The organism is Kitasatospora sp. NPDC056446 (assembly GCF_042796115.1).
Classification (GTDB): Bacteria; Actinomycetota; Actinomycetes; order Streptomycetales; family Streptomycetaceae; genus Kitasatospora.
Map to the genome: position 1 here is coordinate 12,890 of NZ_JBHTRF010000100.1, position 14,554 is coordinate 27,443.

Sequence of the window (14,554 nt, forward strand, 5' to 3'; positions counted from 1 at the left end):
GGGCGCAGTGGCCGCACCGCCGCAGGGAAGCCGAGATGTGAGCCTAGAAGAACCGTTCGGTTTCCTGCGAGGTGGCCCTGCTCCCAGCGTGCCGGTACCGGGCCCAGCCTCGGGCACCCGTCGGGGAACGGCGACGGGCGCGCGGCGCGCGGGCCTGGATCGGCGCGCGGGCGCGGTCGCCGGATCGCGCCCATCTCCACCATGGACCCGCCGTCCGGGTTCGGCAGCGCAAACGGCCAAGGCACGGCATTTCCACGCCGGATGGGTGACAGCGGCTCAGCCCGCGATACGAACCGGGGGCACGCGACGGCTCAGGGAAGCCCGGTCCGGCACCCGGCCTGACTCCGAGGGAACGTCCGGGGAACACCCGTGTGAACACCGACCGGTGCGGTGCCTCGACGAGCCCCGCCGTGCGCCCCGGCCGGAGGCCGCACCGCCGTTACTGTCCGCGCGGCACCCCCGGCACCCCCGGTCCGCGCGGCCACCGGCCGCACGCTCACGCACCGTCCCCGACGAGTCCGGCGTCCCGTGCCAGCAACGCGGCCTGGACCCGGTTGCCGACGCCGAGCCCGGTCAGGATCCGGCTGACGTGCGCCTTGACGGTGCTCTCGCGCATCCCCAGGACGCCCGCGATCTCGGCGTTGGAGAGCCCGTCGGCGAGTTCGCGCAGCACGTCGGTCTCCCGTGGGGTGAGCCCGGCGACGCGACCGCGCGCGGTGACCGACCGGGGCGCGCCGACCCGGTGGTAGCGGTCGATCAAGCGCCGCGCGGCCGCCGGGTGCAGCATCCCCTGCCCGCCCGCGACGACGTGGACGGCCCGGGCGATCTCGGCGGGCGGGGTGTCCTTGAGCAGGAAGCCGTCGGCCCCGGCGGCGAGCGCCTGGTACACGTACTCGTCGAGGTCGAAGGTGGTGAGCGCGATGACCCGGGGCCCGTCGGGGAGTTCGCGCAGGCGCCGGGTGGCGGCGATGCCGTCGAGCCGGGGCATCCGGATGTCCATCAGCGCGACGTCGATCCGCCTGCTCCCGGCGATCTCGACCGCCTGGAGGCCGTCGGCGGCCTCGGCGACCACGGTGAGCGCCGGATCCTGGGTGAGCAGGTCGACCAGACCGAGGCGAACCAGCGCGTCGTCGTCGACCACCATCGTTCGGATCATGCGGGTGTCCTTCGGCTTCGGCTGCCGCTTCCGTCGCCCGGGCGACAGGGCGACAGGGCGACAGGGCGACAGGGCGACAGGGCCGGGCGGCAGCGGGGGCGCGGGCAGGGGCGGTTGCAGCAGCAGGGGCAGGGGCAGCGGGCAACGGGCAACGGGCAACGGGCGGGGCGGGACGGCGCCCGGGGGTCACGGTGGCTGCCGCATCGGGCCGCCGTCGGCGCGGGCGGGGACAGCCGGCTCGGGCACCGGCTGCGGTGGGCGCCCGGGCGCGGGCAACCGGGCGGAGAGCCGGAAGCCGCCGGCGCCGTCCGAACCCGCGTCGAAGTGGCCGCCGAGCGCGCCGACCCGTTCGCCCAGCCCCACCAGGCCGTACCCGCCGCCCCGGCCCGGACCGTCCGACGGAACCCCGCCCGCACCGTTGCTGACCTCCACCACGGTCGCCGGCAGGCCGTACCCGACCCGGACCGTGACCGGCGCCGCGGGCGCGTGCTTGCGGGCGTTGGTCAGCGCCTCCTGAACCAGGCGGTGCACGGCCAGCCGATGCGTGGTCGGGACGGTCTCCGGGTCCCCGAAGAGGGCCAGTTCGACCTGCTGCCCCGCCTGGGTGGCCTCGCCGACGAGTTCGGTGAGGTCGCGCAGGGCCGGCGCCGCGACGCCGCCGGGCGCTCCCGGCCCGGACGGCTCCGCCCTGGCCGCGAGCACGGCCGGCGGGTCGGCCCGCAGTGCTCCCAGGACGTCGCGCAGGTCGTCGAGCGAGCGGGCGGCGGTGGTGCGCAGCAGTTCGAGCCGGTGGCCGAGCCGGTCCGGGTCGGCGGCGACGGTACCGGCCCTGGCCTGGTCGCGCAGCACCCCGGCGTGCAGCACCAGCAGGCTGAGGCGGTGGGCCAGCACGTCGTGCATCTCCCGTGCGATCCGGGCGCGTTCGGCGGACCGGGCCTGGTCGGCGCGCAACTCGCGCTCACGGCGCAGCGCGTCGACCTGCTCGTGCAGGGCGTGGATCAGCACCCGCCGGCCGTGCAGCCACATGCCGACGGACAAGGTGGCGGCCTGGAGGAGGACTTGGGATCCGGCGGTGCGGGCCCAGTCGGCCGGCGAATCCGCGCCGACCCCGCTCGCCACCGCGATCACCGCTCCACCGGCCACCGCCGGACCGGTCCGGCCCAGGTAGGCGAGGTGGAAGACGCTGAACAGCCCGGGGAAGGCCCGGTTCAACAGCCCGGCGGTGAGCACCGGCAGCACGGCGCCGACGGCCGGGTAGCGGCGGGCCAGGACCGGCGAGAGTGAGGCGAGCACGGCCAGGACCGTGCGCTCCACGCGCCACGGGCCCTCGACGTGGGACCACTGGACCAGGGCCTCCTCGGCGGCCAGGCCGAGCAGGCCGGTCAGCAGCAGGGTTTCGGTCCAGGGCCGGTGGTCCGGGCCGTACCAGTCGAGCAGACCCCCGCGCATCGGGCACCTTCCTTCCTCGTCCCGAAAGCCTTCCGCCCGACCGTGGTCGCGTCCGTAGGATCGATGCTAGGGGCGGTCGAGTGCCCGGTACCCCTGCCTTCCGGCCAAGCGAACCCTGAACTTTCGTCGGGGGCACGCGTCGCTGACCGGCCGATTCGCGGCGCTTCCGCCCTGCCTAGCGTCGACGGCATGACGAACGAACGGCTCCGGCACCGCGCCGACTCCCCTGCACCGAAGTACAGTTCGCCCGTCGGCGGGGACAAGCTGCTGTTCCTCTCCGAGACCCTGCGCACCTTCCACGACACCGGAGCGCTGGCCCCGAGCGGCCCGGAGCTGGTGAACGCGATGGTGGTGCCGGTCACCAGCCGCCCGAACCGTCCGATCTCGGTGCTGGAGGTCGGCGCCGGCACCGGCGTGGTGACCCGTCGGCTGGTCCAGGCACTGCGCCCGGGCGACCGGCTGCACGTCGTCGAGCCGAACCCGCGGTTCGCCGACCGGCTGCGGGAGGACCCGGTGCTGGCGGCCCGCCACCCGGGGGTCACCCTCCGGCTGTCGGCCTGCCGGGTCGAGGAACTGCCGCACCGCCGGCCCCCGGCGCCGGGGGGCGCCCTCACGGGGGCCCGCGAGGAGCGCGAGGAGCGCGAGGAGCATCCGGACCACGACGAGCACGGGGAGCGGTACGACGCCATCGTGTCCGGGCTGCCGTTCACCAACTTCCGGCCCGCGCAGGTCCGCGAAATCCTCGACCTGTACCTGCGACTGCTGGCGCCCGGCGGCGAGCTGACGTACTTCGGGTACCTCGGCACGGCGGCGGCGCGCACCCTCACCTCGGGCCCCCGCCGGGGCGCCCGCCACCGGGCGGTGGTGCGGCTGCTGCGGCAGTTCGAGGCCACGTACGGACTGGGCGAGCGCACGGTCTGGCGCAACCTGCCGCCTGCCCGCGCCTACCTCCTCAGGTCGCCGGGCGGGCGCGAGGAGTGGACGCCGCCAACGGGCGCCCCGGCCGGGAGCACCGGCGCCGGGACGACAGCGCCCGGGGACGCGACGGCCAGGAACCCGGCGCCCGGGGACACGGCGCCCGGGGACACGGCGCCCGAACCGGCGGACGGGACGGCCCCGGCACCTCGATGATGGACCGGGGCCGGACCCGGCTCCCGATTTCCGACAGTGAGGAGCAGCGATGACCCCCTCGGTCCGTGACGTGGAAGAGCACAACCGCTTCGAGGCCTGGGTGGACGGCGAACTGGCCGGCTTCGCCGACTACCTGCGCAGCGACCAGCTGGTGGTCTACCCGCACACCGTGGTCGAGCCCGCCTTCGAGGGGAAGGGCGTCGGCAGCGCGCTCGCCCGCGCCGCGCTGGACGACGCCCGCGCCCGCGACCTGCCCGTCCTGGCCACCTGCCCCTTCATCAAGGGCTGGATGCTCAGGCACCCCGAGTACATCGACCTCGCGTACGAGAACCGCAGCCGGGTCGCCGACTGAGGAGCGGGTGCGGGGCGCTCGCGGGGCCGCGCTATCCGTAACAGCTGACAATCGACAGATTTCAACTTTCAGATAACAGACGACAGCGAACAGATTTTGAAATCTGTTCGCTGTCGTGGCATAGTGGCACCCGGGTCACCCTGACTGCTCCCAGACTGTTCCGGCGTCGCACCCGCCCCCTGGAGTCACCATGTCCTCGACCGCGCGATCCTAAGGACGGACCTCCCCGTGACCACGGACACCACACTCACCGCCGACCAGATCCTGCTCGCGGCGGAGGACGTCCTCCGGCGGTTCGGCCCGGCCAAGGCCACCGTCGTCGACGTCGCCCGCATCCTCGGCGTCAGCCACAGCAGCGTCTACCGCCACTTCCCGAGCAAGGCCGCACTGCGCGAGGCGGTCACCCAACGCTGGCTGGACCAGGCGCACCAGGAGCTCTCCACCATCTCGGTCCAGAGCGGACCGGCCTCCGAGCGGCTGCACCGCTGGCTGACGACGCTGTTCGCGGCCAAGCGGAGGAAGGCCCTGGACGACCCGGAGCTGTTCGCCACCTACATGGTGCTGGTCGAGGAGAACAGCGGCATCGTCGACGCGCACATCGACACCCTGGTCCGCCAGATCGCGCAGATCTTCCAGGACGGCGTGGACAGCAAGGAGTTCAGGCTCGCCCACATCCTCAACACCTCCCGCGCCGTGTTCGACGCCACCGCGCCGTTCCACGACCCGGCGTACGCGCCGACCTGGTCCGCCCCGGGCGCCGACGACCGTTTCGAGGCCGTCTGGAAGCTCGTCCTCGGCGGCCTCAGGGCCAAGTGACCCGATACCACCCGCGGCCGGCCCGGGCGTCCGCACCCCGGAGGGAAATCCGGTCGCCGACGCCCCGACCGTCCGCCAGACTGCCGCACACGAGTCGATCTCACTTGGAGGATGACATGCGTGCGGCCGTTCCGGTCCTGGACAGTGTGCGGGGGCTCGCCCTCGGCGATGCCTTCGGCGACCGCTGGTTCTCCGTCCCGGTGGACGAGGCGCCCTCGGCCCTGGCCGCCCGCCTGGTCCGCCGCGCCCCCTGGCACTGGACCGACGACACCGCGATGGCACTCGTCCTGGTCCGCCACCTGACCGCCCACGGCGAGGTCCGACAGGACGCTCTCGCCCGGGAGTTCGCCGCCGAGTACGCGCGTGAGTACGGGCGCAAGTACGGGCCGTCGATGCACCGGGTGCTGCGCGGGATCGGCGCGGGCGGGGACTGGCGCGCCGTCACCGCCGGCCAGTTCGAGGGCCAGGGCTCGTACGGGAACGGCGCCGCGATGCGGGTCGCCCCGCTGGGCGCCTGGTTCGCCGACGACCTGGACGAGGTGGCCCGGCAGGCCGAACTGCAGGCACTCACCACCCACTTCCACCCGGAGGCCGTCGTCGGCGCGGTGGCGGTCGCCCTCGCGGCCGCGCTCGCCGTCCGGAGTCGGGGCGAAGCGCCGCCCGGCCGGGCCGAGTTGCTGACCGAGATCGCCGGAGGGCTGCCGGACAGCGACGTCCGGTCCGGACTGCGGATCGCCGCCCGGCTGCCCGAGCGCACCAGCGTCCGGCACGCCGCCAACGTGCTCGGCTCCGGGGCACTGATCTCCGCCCCGGACACCGTCCCGTTCGCCCTCTGGTCCGCCGCCGAGCACCTGGACTCACTGCCCGAGGCGATCTGGCACACCCTGGAGGGCTGGGGGGACCAGGACACCACCTGCGCCATCGCCGCCGGGGTCGTCGCCGCCCGCACCGGGCTCTCCGACGTCCCCCCTGCCTGGCTCGCCGCCCGGGAGGAGCTGCCGGACTGGTTCGCCGGGCTCTCCGGAGCCGAGGTCTCCGCCGGTACCACGGACGCCTTGGATGCCCCGGGCGTCGGCTGAGTCGCCCCGGGCGGCGGCTGACATCAGGTGGCGCGGTGGTGCCCGCCGGTCAGCGCCGGACGATGCGGTGGAGCACCCCGTACGCGAACAGCAGCACCACCGCGCCGCCGATCGCCGACACCCAGGTCGTCACGTCGAGGAAGCTCAGCTTCACCGCCCCGTGCATCCAGTGCGAGACGATCCAGGTGCCGACGTAGGACCCGGCGATGCCGATCAGGGTGGTCCCTATCAGCCCGCGTTCGCCCTTCCCCGGCAGCGCCATCCTGGCCAGGGTCCCGGACACCAGGCCAAGCACGATCCACGCCATCCAGCTCATCCGTCGCCCCTCGTGTCATCGACGTGACGGCCCCGTCGAGACAGCGGGTCCGGTCCGAAGGACGCACGAGGACGCCGCATGGTTTCCGGCCGGGCTCCACACGTCGGCCGAGCGACGCGAACCGGCCACCCGGACGGACCGGCCGGGAGTGGCACACGCCCGGCGAACCGGCGGCGGGACGCTCCCCGATCGGCCGTCCGGCCCGCTAGGTCGGCCCACCCGGCCAAGCCCGGTCCGCCCGGTCGGTGCACCGCAGTGCCCCGCCGCCACCTCTCCGTTCAGCGACGCGAGTTGCCGAACAGCAGCCGGTAGATGATCAACAGCACCAGGGCGCCGCCGATCGCCGACACCCAGGTCGCCGCGTCGAAGAAGTGCGCCGAGACCGACCGGTGCATGAAGTGCGACGCGATCCAGCCGCCGACGAAGGACCCGGCGATGCCGATCAGCGTGGTGACGATCAGGCCGCCCGGGTCCTTCCCCGGCAGCAGCAGCTTGGCCAGCCCGCCTGCCAGCAGGCCGAGCACGATCCACGCGACGATGCCCATCCGTCATCCCTCCCGTCTTCGGCGTGACGGCCCCGTTCCGTCCGCTCTGCTCCGAAGGACGCCACCGCCCGCCGCCCGGTTCCGGCGCCGCAGGGCACGGGACCCGAAACCGGCCACCGGCCCCTGTCCCGGCCCCTCGCCCTCCCCCGTCTCCCGAGCACGGCACACGCGTGGCGTCCTTCCTGCGGACCGCCGGCACCGGGAGGATGGCGGCCATGCGCATCCTGATCGCCACCGCCGGGTCGCGCGGCGACGTGGACCCCTTCACCGGGCTCGGGGTCCGCCTGCGGGCCGCCGGCCACCAGGTGGCCGTCGCCACCCACGCCACCTTCGCCGAGTCGGTCCGGGCCGCCGGGCTGGAGTTCCGCCCGCTGCCCGTCGACCCCCGCGCCGAACTCGCCTCCGAGCAGGGACGGCGGCTGCTGAAGGCCGGCAGCGGACCGGCGGCCGTACTCCAGCTCCTCCGGCTTGGCCGAAAGTTCATGCCCGCGCTCGGCGACGGGATCACGGAGGCCGTCGCGCTCGGCACCGACCTGCTGCTGACCACCAGCACCACCAGTGCGCTCGGCCAGGTCGCCGCCGAGGCGGCCGGCCTCCCCACCATCGGGCTGTTCCTCCAACCCATCGCACCCACCCGGGAGTTCGCGCCCGCCGTCACGGGCTCCCGCTCCCTCGGCGGGCCCGGCAACCTGCTCGCCGGACACGCCGTCCAAGCCGCGACCGACCGGCTGTTCGTCCCGGCCGTCCGCGAACTGCGCCGCCGACTCGGCCTGCCGCCGCTCGGGATCGCCAGGACCCGGCGCAACCACCCCGTCCTGCACGGGTTCTCGCCGTCGGTCGTCCCCCGCCCGGCCGACTGGCACCCCCGGCTGGACGTGGCGGGCTACTGGTGGCCGGCCGCCCGACCGGACTGGCAGCCACCGGCCCGCCTGGTCGACTTCCTCGCCGCCGGACCGCCGCCGGTCTTCGTCGGCTTCGGCAGCCTGGTCGTCCCGGACCCCGAGCGGCTCACCGCCACCGTCCTCGCGGCCGCCCGCGCCGCCCGGGTCCGCCTGCTCCTGCAGACGGGCTGGAGCGGCTTGGCCGCCGAGGACTCCGACATCGTCCTGACCATCGGCGACACCCCGCACGACTGGCTGTTCCCCCGCACGGCCGCCGTGGTCCACCACGCGGGTGCCGGCACCACGGCGGCCGCCCTCCGGTCCGGGACGCCCACCGTCCCCGTCCCCGCCCAACTCGACGCGCCCTTCTGGTCCGCCCGGCTGACGGCCCTCGGGGTCTCCCCGGGCCCCGTCCCCCTGCGCACCCTCACCGCCGCCCGGCTGGCCACCGCCATCCGCCAGGCCCTGGACAACCCCCACCACCGCGCGCGTGCCCAGGCCGTCGCGACCACCCTGGCCACCGAGGACGGCGGCGCCAAGGTCCTCGCCGCCGTGGAACGGGCCGCGGCAGCCGGCTAGCCCGGGCGGCAAACAGATGACGGCGAACAGATGACAGCTGACAGATTTCGAAATCTGTCAGCTGTCATCTGTCTGCTGTTCGCTGTTCGCCGTCATCTGTGATCTGTGATCTGTCAGCCGTCAACCGTCAGCCGTTCACCCTCGCCCGCCTGCCACCGGCTGCGCCGCGACGGACGCCGAGGAGCACGTACAGGACCGCCGACGTCGAGAGTCCGACGGCCCAGCCGTAGTCGGCCAGCGGTTTGAGGAAGGGGATCAGGCCGTCCACCGGGAAGGGGCCCTGCTTGGCCCCCTGGGCGTCGACGGTGGAGTACGAGCCGCCCACCGCCAGCAGACCGCCCACCAGCAGGGCCGTGACGGCTCGCCAGTTCCATCCGCCCGTGTACCAGTACGCCCCGCCGGGCCGGTAGAGCTCGGCGAGTTCGAGGCGGGTCCCGCGGAGCAGCCAGTAGTCCGCGAGCAGGACCCCGGCGACCGTCCCGAGCAGGCCGCCGACCACGCCCAGCCAGGTGTAGATGTAGACGTGCGGGTCGGAGATCAGCCGCCACGGGAAGATCGCGATCCCGACCACGCCCGTGATCAGCGCCCCGGTACGGAAGTTGACGAACCTGGGCAGCAGGTTGGCGAGGTCGTAGGCCGGTGAGACGACGTTGGCGGCGATGTTCACCGACAGCGTCGCGACCAGGACGGTCAGCAGCGCGAACAGGATGCCGACCGGGCTCTCCATCTTCGCGGCGAGCCGGATCGGGTCCCACACCGGTTCGCCGTAGACGGCCTGGGAGCCCGAGGTGACCAGGACGGACAGCAGCGCGAAGAGCGTCATCGTCGTCGGCAGGCCCAGCGCCTGGCCGCGGATCTGGGCCCGCTGGCTGCCGCCGAAGCGGGTGAAGTCGGGGATGTTGAGGGAGAGGGTGGACCAGAACCCGATCATGCCCATCAGCGCCGGGAAGAAGACCTTCCAGAACGCCCCGCCCCACCCCAGCGTGGACGGCTGGTCCAGCAGCGGGCCCAGTCCGCCCGCCTTGACGGTGATCCACACCAGCAGCGCGAGCGCGCCGGCGATGACGAAGGGTGCCGCCCAGTTCTCGAACCGGCGCAGGGCCTCCATGCCCCGGGCGATGATGGCCATCTCGATCAGCCAGAACACCAGGAACGAGAGCCACTGCGTCCACGGGTAGCCGCCGAACTCCGCCGCCGTGCGCCAGGACTGGCCGAGCAGCTTGCCCGCCAGCAGGAAGATGCCCTCCCCGCCGATCCAGGTCTGGATGCCGAACCAGGCGCAGGCCACCGCCGCCCGGACGAGGGCGGGCAGGTTGGCGCCGCGCAGCCCGAACGCGGCCCGGGCGAACACCGGGAACGGGATGCCGTACTTGGTGCCGGCGTGCCCGGTGAGCAGCATCGGCACCAGCACGATCAGGTTGGCGAGTGCGATGGTCAGCACCGCCTGCTTCCAGTCCATGCCGATCGCGACCAGGCCCGAGGCCAGGGTCCAGGACGGGATGTTGTGGGCCATGCCGACCCAGAGCGCGAGGAAGTTGTACGTGGACCAGGTGCGCCGCGCCACCGGTACCGGGCGCAGGTCGTCGCTGGTGTAGCCGTTGGGGGGCAACTCTCCGGCGGCCGGGTCGAGTTCGACCCGGCCGTCGGGGTGCTGCCGCTGTCTGCCGTCGCCGGTGGCGGCGTGGACCATGGGCAACTCCCGTCTGCTGCAACTGGGATCACATGGGGGTCACAAGTGGGGGATGACGTCCGTCCCGTAGGCGTCGATGGTGGTCTCGATCGCGTCGTGCATGGCGTAGACGGCGAACTGGTCGACGCCGAGCGAGCGGAGCTCCGCCAGTCGGGCGCGCTGCACCTCCGCCGGGCCGATCAGGCAGAAGCGGTCCACGATCTCATCCGGGACGAAGGTCGTGTCCGGGTTGCCGGCCCGGCCGTGGTGGCTGTAGTCGTAGCCTTGGCGGCCCTTGATGTACTCGGTGAGCGCTGCCGGCACCAGGTCGGAGTGCTCGCCGTAGTGGGCGACCAGGTCGGCCACGTGGTTGCCGACCATTCCGCCGAACCAGCGGCACTGCTCCCGGGCGTGGCCGAGCGCGGCGGGCGAGTCGTCGGCGGTGACGTACGCGGGGGCGGCGACGCAGATGGTGACCGAGTCCGGGTCCCGGCCGGCCTCGACGGCGGCGGCCCGCACCGCCTTGACCATGAACTCGGTGAGGTAGGGGTCGGCCAACTGCAGGATGAATCCGTTGGCTTGACGTCCGGTCAGGGCGAGCGCCTTCGGCCCGTACGCGCCCATCCAGATCGGCAGCGACGCGCCGGGGCCGACCCACGGGAGGTGCATCTCGGTGCCGTCCACCTCGGTCGGGCGTCCTTCGGCCAACTCCTTGATGGCGTGCATGGCCTGGGAGAGCCGGGCGAGGGTGGCGGGGCGCCGCCCGGCGACCCGCATGGCGGAGTCGCCGCGGCCGATTCCGCAGACGGTGCGGTTGCCGTACATGTCGTTGAGCGTGGCGAACAGGGAGGCGGTGACTTCCCAGGTGCGGGTGGAGGGGTTGGTGACCATCGGGCCGACGGTCAGGCGTTCGGTCTCGGCGAGGATCCGGCTGTAGATGACGAAGGGCTCCTGCCACAGCACGCAGGAGTCGAAGGTCCAACCGTGGCTGAACCCGGCCTGTTCGGCGCGGATCATCCGGTCGATGAGCAGACGGGCGGGCGGGTCGGTCTGCAGGACGAGGCCGATGTCCATGACTGGCTCCAGGGATAAGGGGGTCAAGGTGTCAGGGGGCAAAGGGGATGGGAGGGCACCGCCCGGCCCCCGGACCGGGGCCGGGCGGCGGCACGTGGACAAAGGGGGCGGGCGACTTCAGACGAGGTACTGGCAGGTGTCGCGGCGCAGGAAGGCGCCGTGCCCGGCCCGGCCGAGCCAGGTCCCGCCGTCCAGGACGACGGTGCCGCGCGAGAGCACCGTCCGTGCCCGGCCGGTGAGTCGACGGCCCTCGTACGCGGAGTAGTCCACGTTCATGTGGTGGGTCGCGGCGGAGACGGTCTGCACCGCGGCGGGGTCGTACACCACGAGGTCGGCGTCGGCTCCCGGCGCGATGGTGCCCTTGCGCGGGTGCAGGCCGAACATCCTGGCGGGCGTGGTGCAGGCGATCTCGACCCAGCGGCGCCGGCTGATGTGCCCGTCCACGACGGCCTGGTGGAGCAGGTCCATCCGGTTCTCCACGCCCGGAAGGCCGTTGGGGATCCTGGAGAAGTCGCCGCGCCCGAGTTCCTTCTGCCCGACGAAGCAGAACGGGCAGTGGTCGGTGGAGACCACCTGGAGGTCGTTGGTGCGCAGCCCGCGCCAGAGCGCTTCCTGGTGTTCGCGCGGCCGGAGCGGCGTGCTGCACACGTACTTGGCGCCCTCGAAGCCGTCGGCGCCCTGCTCGGCGAGGTTGTCGGTGGAGAGGAACAGGTACTGCGGGCAGGTCTCGCCGAAGACGTTGAGCCCGGCGTCGCGGGCCTGGGCGAGTTCGGCGAGGGCCGAGGCGGCGGAGACGTGCACGACGTAGAGCGGGCTGCCGGCGACCTGGGCGAGCTTGATCGCCCGGTGGGTGGCCTCGGCCTCCAGCAGTTCGCGGCGGACCTCGCCGTGGTAGCGGGGGTCGGTGTGCCCGGCGGCGAGCGCCTGTTCGACGAGCACGTCGATGGCGATGCCGTTCTCGGCGTGCATCATGATCAGTCCGCCGTTGGCGGCGCCGCGCTGCATGGCGCGCAGGATGCGGCCGTCGTCGCTGTAGAAGACGCCGGGGTAGGCCATGAAGAGCTTGAAGGAGGTGGACTCGCCGGAGTCGACGAGCGCGTCCATCTCCTTGAGGACGGCGTCGTTGACGTCGGACACGATGGTGTGGAAGGCGTAGTCGACGGCACAGTTGCCGTCCGCCTTGGCGTGCCAGGCGTCCAGGCCTTCGCGCAGCGAGCCGCCGACGGGCTGGACGGCGAAGTCGACGATGGTGGTGGTGCCGCCCCAGGCGGCGGCCCGGGTGCCGGTCTCGAAGGTGTCCGAGGCCGCGGTGCCGCCGAACGGCAGCTCCATGTGGGTGTGGGCGTCGACGCCGCCCGGGATGACGTAGTGGCCGGTGGCGTCGATGACGGTGTCGGCGGTCCAGGCCTCGGCGGCGGAGCTGCCGGTGGCGGCGAGGGCGGCGATCCGCTCGCCCTCGATCAGGACGTCGGCGTGGAGTTCCTCGGTGGCCGTGATGACGAGGCCGCCGCGGACGACGGTGCGCTGCTGCGGGTCGCGGGTGGTCATCGCGCTGCTCCTCAGGCCTCGGTGAGCGGTCCGTAGGCGTCGGGCCGGCGGTCGCGGTAGAACGCCCACTGCTGGCGGACCTCTTCGATCAGGCCGAGGTCGAGGTCGCGGACGACGAGTTCCTCCTCCTTGTCGGAGGCGACGTCGCCGACGAACTGTCCGCGCGGGTCGACGAAGTAGGAGGTGCCGTAGAAGTCGTTGTCGCCGTACTCCTCGGTACCGACCCGGTTGATGGCGGCGACGAAGTACTCGTTGGCGACGGCGGCGGCGGGTTGTTCGAGCTGCCAGAGGTAGGCGGACAGGCCGCGGCTGGTGGCGGAGGGGTTGTAGACGATCTGCGCGCCGGCCAGGCCCAGGGCGCGCCAACCCTCGGGGAAGTGGCGGTCGTAGCAGATGTAGACGCCGACCTTGCCGACGGCGGTGTCGAAGACCGGCCAGCCGAGGTTGCCGGGCTTGAAGTAGTACTTCTCCCAGAAGCCCTTGACCTGCGGGATGTGGTGCTTGCGGTACTTGCCGAGGTAGCTGCCGTCGGCGTCGATGACGGCGGCGGTGTTGTAGTAGACGCCGGGCTGTTCCTCCTCGTAGACCGGGACGACGACGACCAGCCCGAGTTCACGGGCGAGGTCCTGCATCCGGCGCACGGTCGGACCGTCGGGGACGGCCTCGGCCCAGCGGTAGTGCTCCGACTCCTGGACCTGACAGAAGTACGGGGCGTTGAAGACCTCCTGAAAGCCGATGATCTTCGCTCCCTGGGCGGCGGCCTCGCGGGCGTACCGCTCGTGGAGGGCGATCATGCTCTCCTGGTCACCGGTCCAACGGGTCTGGACGAGCGCGGCACGGACGATCTGCGACATGGGTACCTCCGCAACTCCGCTGCCCGGCCGTGCGGTCGGGCCCGCGGTCTGAGGGTTGACGGGGCGGGACTCACCTGCGGGTCCGCTCGGGGATCCGCAGGGGTCTACGTGCGTAGAAAGCGATCTGTAGACGGTAGGCCGGGCCTTGGTGGCCTGACAATACGTCGGCGGAAACGGGTCTGGGTCGATCTTGTTACGCGGACACGCGGACGGGCCCGGGTGGGATGAAACGCTCATCTACCCCGGAAGTGCCCTCCTTACTCATAAGAGTGAAACGGGGCACTCCGGGTGCGGATCCGGTGATCGCGGGGTAGAAGCTGCCCGAACATCGTTGTGGATCACTACGAATCGTCAGTCCGCAGTGGTTACATACGAGTTCGGCGGCCCGTCCACGGGGGATCGGGGCGACCGAGCGGGGGTTGGCGATGGCAGTGGCGACGAAGCCCGGTGCGGGCACCGGGCATACGGCGGCGGACGAGGGCCCAGCGGGGCGCCCGCCCGCCCTGCCCGCCTGGGCCGGGCTGCTGCTCGCGCTCGGCGCGCTGCTGCCGGTCGCCCTGGGCGCGCTGCTGTTCCGCGACCGGGCGCCGCGCGTGCGCGACATCGCCCTCCAACTGGCCGGTTCCCGCGCGGCGGCCGAGGCGGTGGTCGGCGGGCACGCCGGGGCCTACCTGGCCGCGCTGCGCGCCGACGGCTGGCTGATCGCCGGCTACGGGCTGACGCTGGTGGCCGCCGCGCTGCTCGGCGGGTACATGCTCGGGCCCTCGCGCCGGCCCCTGGCCCTCGCGCTCGGCGGCGCCGGGCTGCTCGCCGCCTGCTGCGACCTCGGCGAGGACGCACTGCTGCGCAGCGGGCTCGACGGCCCGGCCGCCGGTGCGTCCGACGCGCCCTTCGCCGCCGCCACCGCGCTCGCCACCGTCAAGTGGCTGCTGCTCCTGCCCGCCGGGGCGGTCGCGCTGGGCATCCTGACGGTGACGGCCGCCCGGGCGGTGCGCGGGCTCGGGCCCGCGCGGGCCGCCGGGGGGTCCACCCGCGGCCCCCCCCCGTTGCGGTGCCCCGCGGCCCCCGACCGCCCGCCCGTGCCCGCAGGTCCGTAAAGCAGCCG

The 14,554-nt window shown here is 73.3% G+C and carries 14 protein-coding genes; 6 read left to right on the top strand and 8 right to left on the bottom strand.

Annotated elements, in window-relative coordinates:
- Positions 1-496: 496 nt before the first annotated feature.
- A complete protein-coding gene (locus ACFQ6N_RS36445; protein ID WP_380658391.1) occupies positions 497-1,156 on the bottom strand; it encodes a response regulator in 660 nt (219 codons plus the stop codon).
- Between the two features lie 186 nt (positions 1,157-1,342).
- Positions 1,343-2,605: a sensor histidine kinase gene (locus ACFQ6N_RS36450; RefSeq protein ID WP_380658392.1), complete on the bottom strand. Its 1,263-nt coding sequence runs from the start codon at positions 2,603-2,605 to the stop codon at positions 1,343-1,345.
- 189 nt (positions 2,606-2,794) lie between these two features.
- Between ACFQ6N_RS36450 and ACFQ6N_RS36455 the strand changes: the two genes are divergently transcribed.
- The 4 genes from ACFQ6N_RS36455 (at position 2,795) to ACFQ6N_RS36470 (ending at position 5,983) form a co-directional block, all read left to right on the top strand.
- Positions 2,795-3,736 (top strand): class I SAM-dependent methyltransferase, encoded by a 942-nt coding sequence (locus ACFQ6N_RS36455; RefSeq protein WP_380658393.1) that lies wholly within the window; start codon positions 2,795-2,797, stop codon positions 3,734-3,736.
- Between the two features lie 49 nt (positions 3,737-3,785).
- The gene (locus ACFQ6N_RS36460; protein WP_380658394.1) at positions 3,786-4,088 is read left to right on the top strand and encodes a GNAT family N-acetyltransferase; all 303 of its coding nucleotides are present in this window, start codon (positions 3,786-3,788) and stop codon (positions 4,086-4,088) included.
- Between the two features lie 228 nt (positions 4,089-4,316).
- Positions 4,317-4,904: a TetR family transcriptional regulator gene (locus ACFQ6N_RS36465; protein WP_380658395.1), complete on the top strand. Its 588-nt coding sequence runs from the start codon at positions 4,317-4,319 to the stop codon at positions 4,902-4,904.
- A 116-nt stretch (positions 4,905-5,020) separates the two neighbouring features.
- Positions 5,021-5,983, top strand: a complete 963-nt coding sequence (locus ACFQ6N_RS36470) for an ADP-ribosylglycohydrolase family protein (RefSeq protein ID WP_380658396.1) — start codon at positions 5,021-5,023, stop codon at positions 5,981-5,983.
- Positions 5,984-6,032: 49 nt separating this feature from the next.
- Here ACFQ6N_RS36470 and ACFQ6N_RS36475 read toward each other — a convergent pair whose 3' ends face one another.
- Complete coding sequence (locus ACFQ6N_RS36475) at positions 6,033-6,299, bottom strand: GlsB/YeaQ/YmgE family stress response membrane protein (protein WP_380658397.1); 267 nt, start codon at positions 6,297-6,299, stop codon at positions 6,033-6,035.
- Positions 6,300-6,577: 278 nt separating this feature from the next.
- On the bottom strand, positions 6,578-6,844 hold the full coding sequence (locus tag ACFQ6N_RS36480) for a GlsB/YeaQ/YmgE family stress response membrane protein (protein WP_380658398.1): 267 nt from the start codon (positions 6,842-6,844) through the stop codon (positions 6,578-6,580).
- 215 nt (positions 6,845-7,059) lie between these two features.
- Between ACFQ6N_RS36480 and ACFQ6N_RS36485 the strand changes: the two genes are divergently transcribed.
- Positions 7,060-8,304 carry a glycosyltransferase gene (locus ACFQ6N_RS36485; protein ID WP_380658400.1) on the top strand — a complete coding sequence of 415 codons (1,245 nt, stop codon included), beginning with the start codon at positions 7,060-7,062 and terminating at the stop codon, positions 8,302-8,304.
- A gap of 127 nt (positions 8,305-8,431) precedes the next feature.
- Here ACFQ6N_RS36485 and ACFQ6N_RS36490 read toward each other — a convergent pair whose 3' ends face one another.
- The 4 genes from ACFQ6N_RS36490 to ACFQ6N_RS36505 form a co-directional block, all read right to left on the bottom strand.
- Entirely contained in the window at positions 8,432-9,994 is a 1,563-nt protein-coding gene (locus tag ACFQ6N_RS36490; RefSeq protein ID WP_380658401.1) for an NCS1 family nucleobase:cation symporter-1, read from the bottom strand.
- A gap of 39 nt (positions 9,995-10,033) precedes the next feature.
- Positions 10,034-11,047 carry a TIGR03842 family LLM class F420-dependent oxidoreductase gene (locus ACFQ6N_RS36495; RefSeq protein WP_380658402.1) on the bottom strand — a complete coding sequence of 338 codons (1,014 nt, stop codon included), beginning with the start codon at positions 11,045-11,047 and terminating at the stop codon, positions 10,034-10,036.
- A gap of 117 nt (positions 11,048-11,164) precedes the next feature.
- Complete coding sequence (gene hydA / locus ACFQ6N_RS36500; RefSeq protein WP_380658403.1) at positions 11,165-12,595, bottom strand: dihydropyrimidinase; 1,431 nt, start codon at positions 12,593-12,595, stop codon at positions 11,165-11,167.
- A gap of 11 nt (positions 12,596-12,606) precedes the next feature.
- Positions 12,607-13,449: a nitrilase-related carbon-nitrogen hydrolase gene (locus tag ACFQ6N_RS36505; protein ID WP_380658405.1), complete on the bottom strand. Its 843-nt coding sequence runs from the start codon at positions 13,447-13,449 to the stop codon at positions 12,607-12,609.
- Positions 13,450-13,874: 425 nt separating this feature from the next.
- Here ACFQ6N_RS36505 and ACFQ6N_RS36510 point away from each other — a divergent pair, with 425 nt between their 5' ends.
- Complete coding sequence (locus ACFQ6N_RS36510) at positions 13,875-14,546, top strand: hypothetical protein (protein ID WP_380658406.1); 672 nt, start codon at positions 13,875-13,877, stop codon at positions 14,544-14,546.
- The last annotated feature ends 8 nt before the right edge of the window (positions 14,547-14,554 follow it).

Excerpts from the sequence above, each read along its gene's own strand:
- ACFQ6N_RS36445 (WP_380658391.1), bottom strand. The coding sequence starts at position 1,156 with ATGATCCGAACGATGGTGGTCGACGACGACGCGCTGGTTCGCCTCGGT.
- ACFQ6N_RS36460 (WP_380658394.1), top strand. The coding sequence starts at position 3,786 with ATGACCCCCTCGGTCCGTGACGTGGAAGAGCACAACCGCTTCGAGGCC.
- hydA (WP_380658403.1), bottom strand. The coding sequence starts at position 12,595 with ATGACCACCCGCGACCCGCAGCAGCGCACCGTCGTCCGCGGCGGCCTC.
- ACFQ6N_RS36455 (WP_380658393.1), top strand. The coding sequence starts at position 2,795 with ATGACGAACGAACGGCTCCGGCACCGCGCCGACTCCCCTGCACCGAAG.
- ACFQ6N_RS36495 (WP_380658402.1), bottom strand. The coding sequence starts at position 11,047 with ATGGACATCGGCCTCGTCCTGCAGACCGACCCGCCCGCCCGTCTGCTC.
- ACFQ6N_RS36505 (WP_380658405.1), bottom strand. The coding sequence starts at position 13,449 with ATGTCGCAGATCGTCCGTGCCGCGCTCGTCCAGACCCGTTGGACCGGT.
- ACFQ6N_RS36475 (WP_380658397.1), bottom strand. The coding sequence starts at position 6,299 with ATGAGCTGGATGGCGTGGATCGTGCTTGGCCTGGTGTCCGGGACCCTG.
- ACFQ6N_RS36510 (WP_380658406.1), top strand. The coding sequence starts at position 13,875 with ATGGCAGTGGCGACGAAGCCCGGTGCGGGCACCGGGCATACGGCGGCG.
- ACFQ6N_RS36450 (WP_380658392.1), bottom strand. The coding sequence starts at position 2,605 with ATGCGCGGGGGTCTGCTCGACTGGTACGGCCCGGACCACCGGCCCTGG.
- ACFQ6N_RS36490 (WP_380658401.1), bottom strand. The coding sequence starts at position 9,994 with ATGGTCCACGCCGCCACCGGCGACGGCAGACAGCGGCAGCACCCCGAC.
- ACFQ6N_RS36485 (WP_380658400.1), top strand. The coding sequence starts at position 7,060 with ATGCGCATCCTGATCGCCACCGCCGGGTCGCGCGGCGACGTGGACCCC.
- ACFQ6N_RS36470 (WP_380658396.1), top strand. The coding sequence starts at position 5,021 with ATGCGTGCGGCCGTTCCGGTCCTGGACAGTGTGCGGGGGCTCGCCCTC.
- ACFQ6N_RS36480 (WP_380658398.1), bottom strand. The coding sequence starts at position 6,844 with ATGGGCATCGTCGCGTGGATCGTGCTCGGCCTGCTGGCAGGCGGGCTG.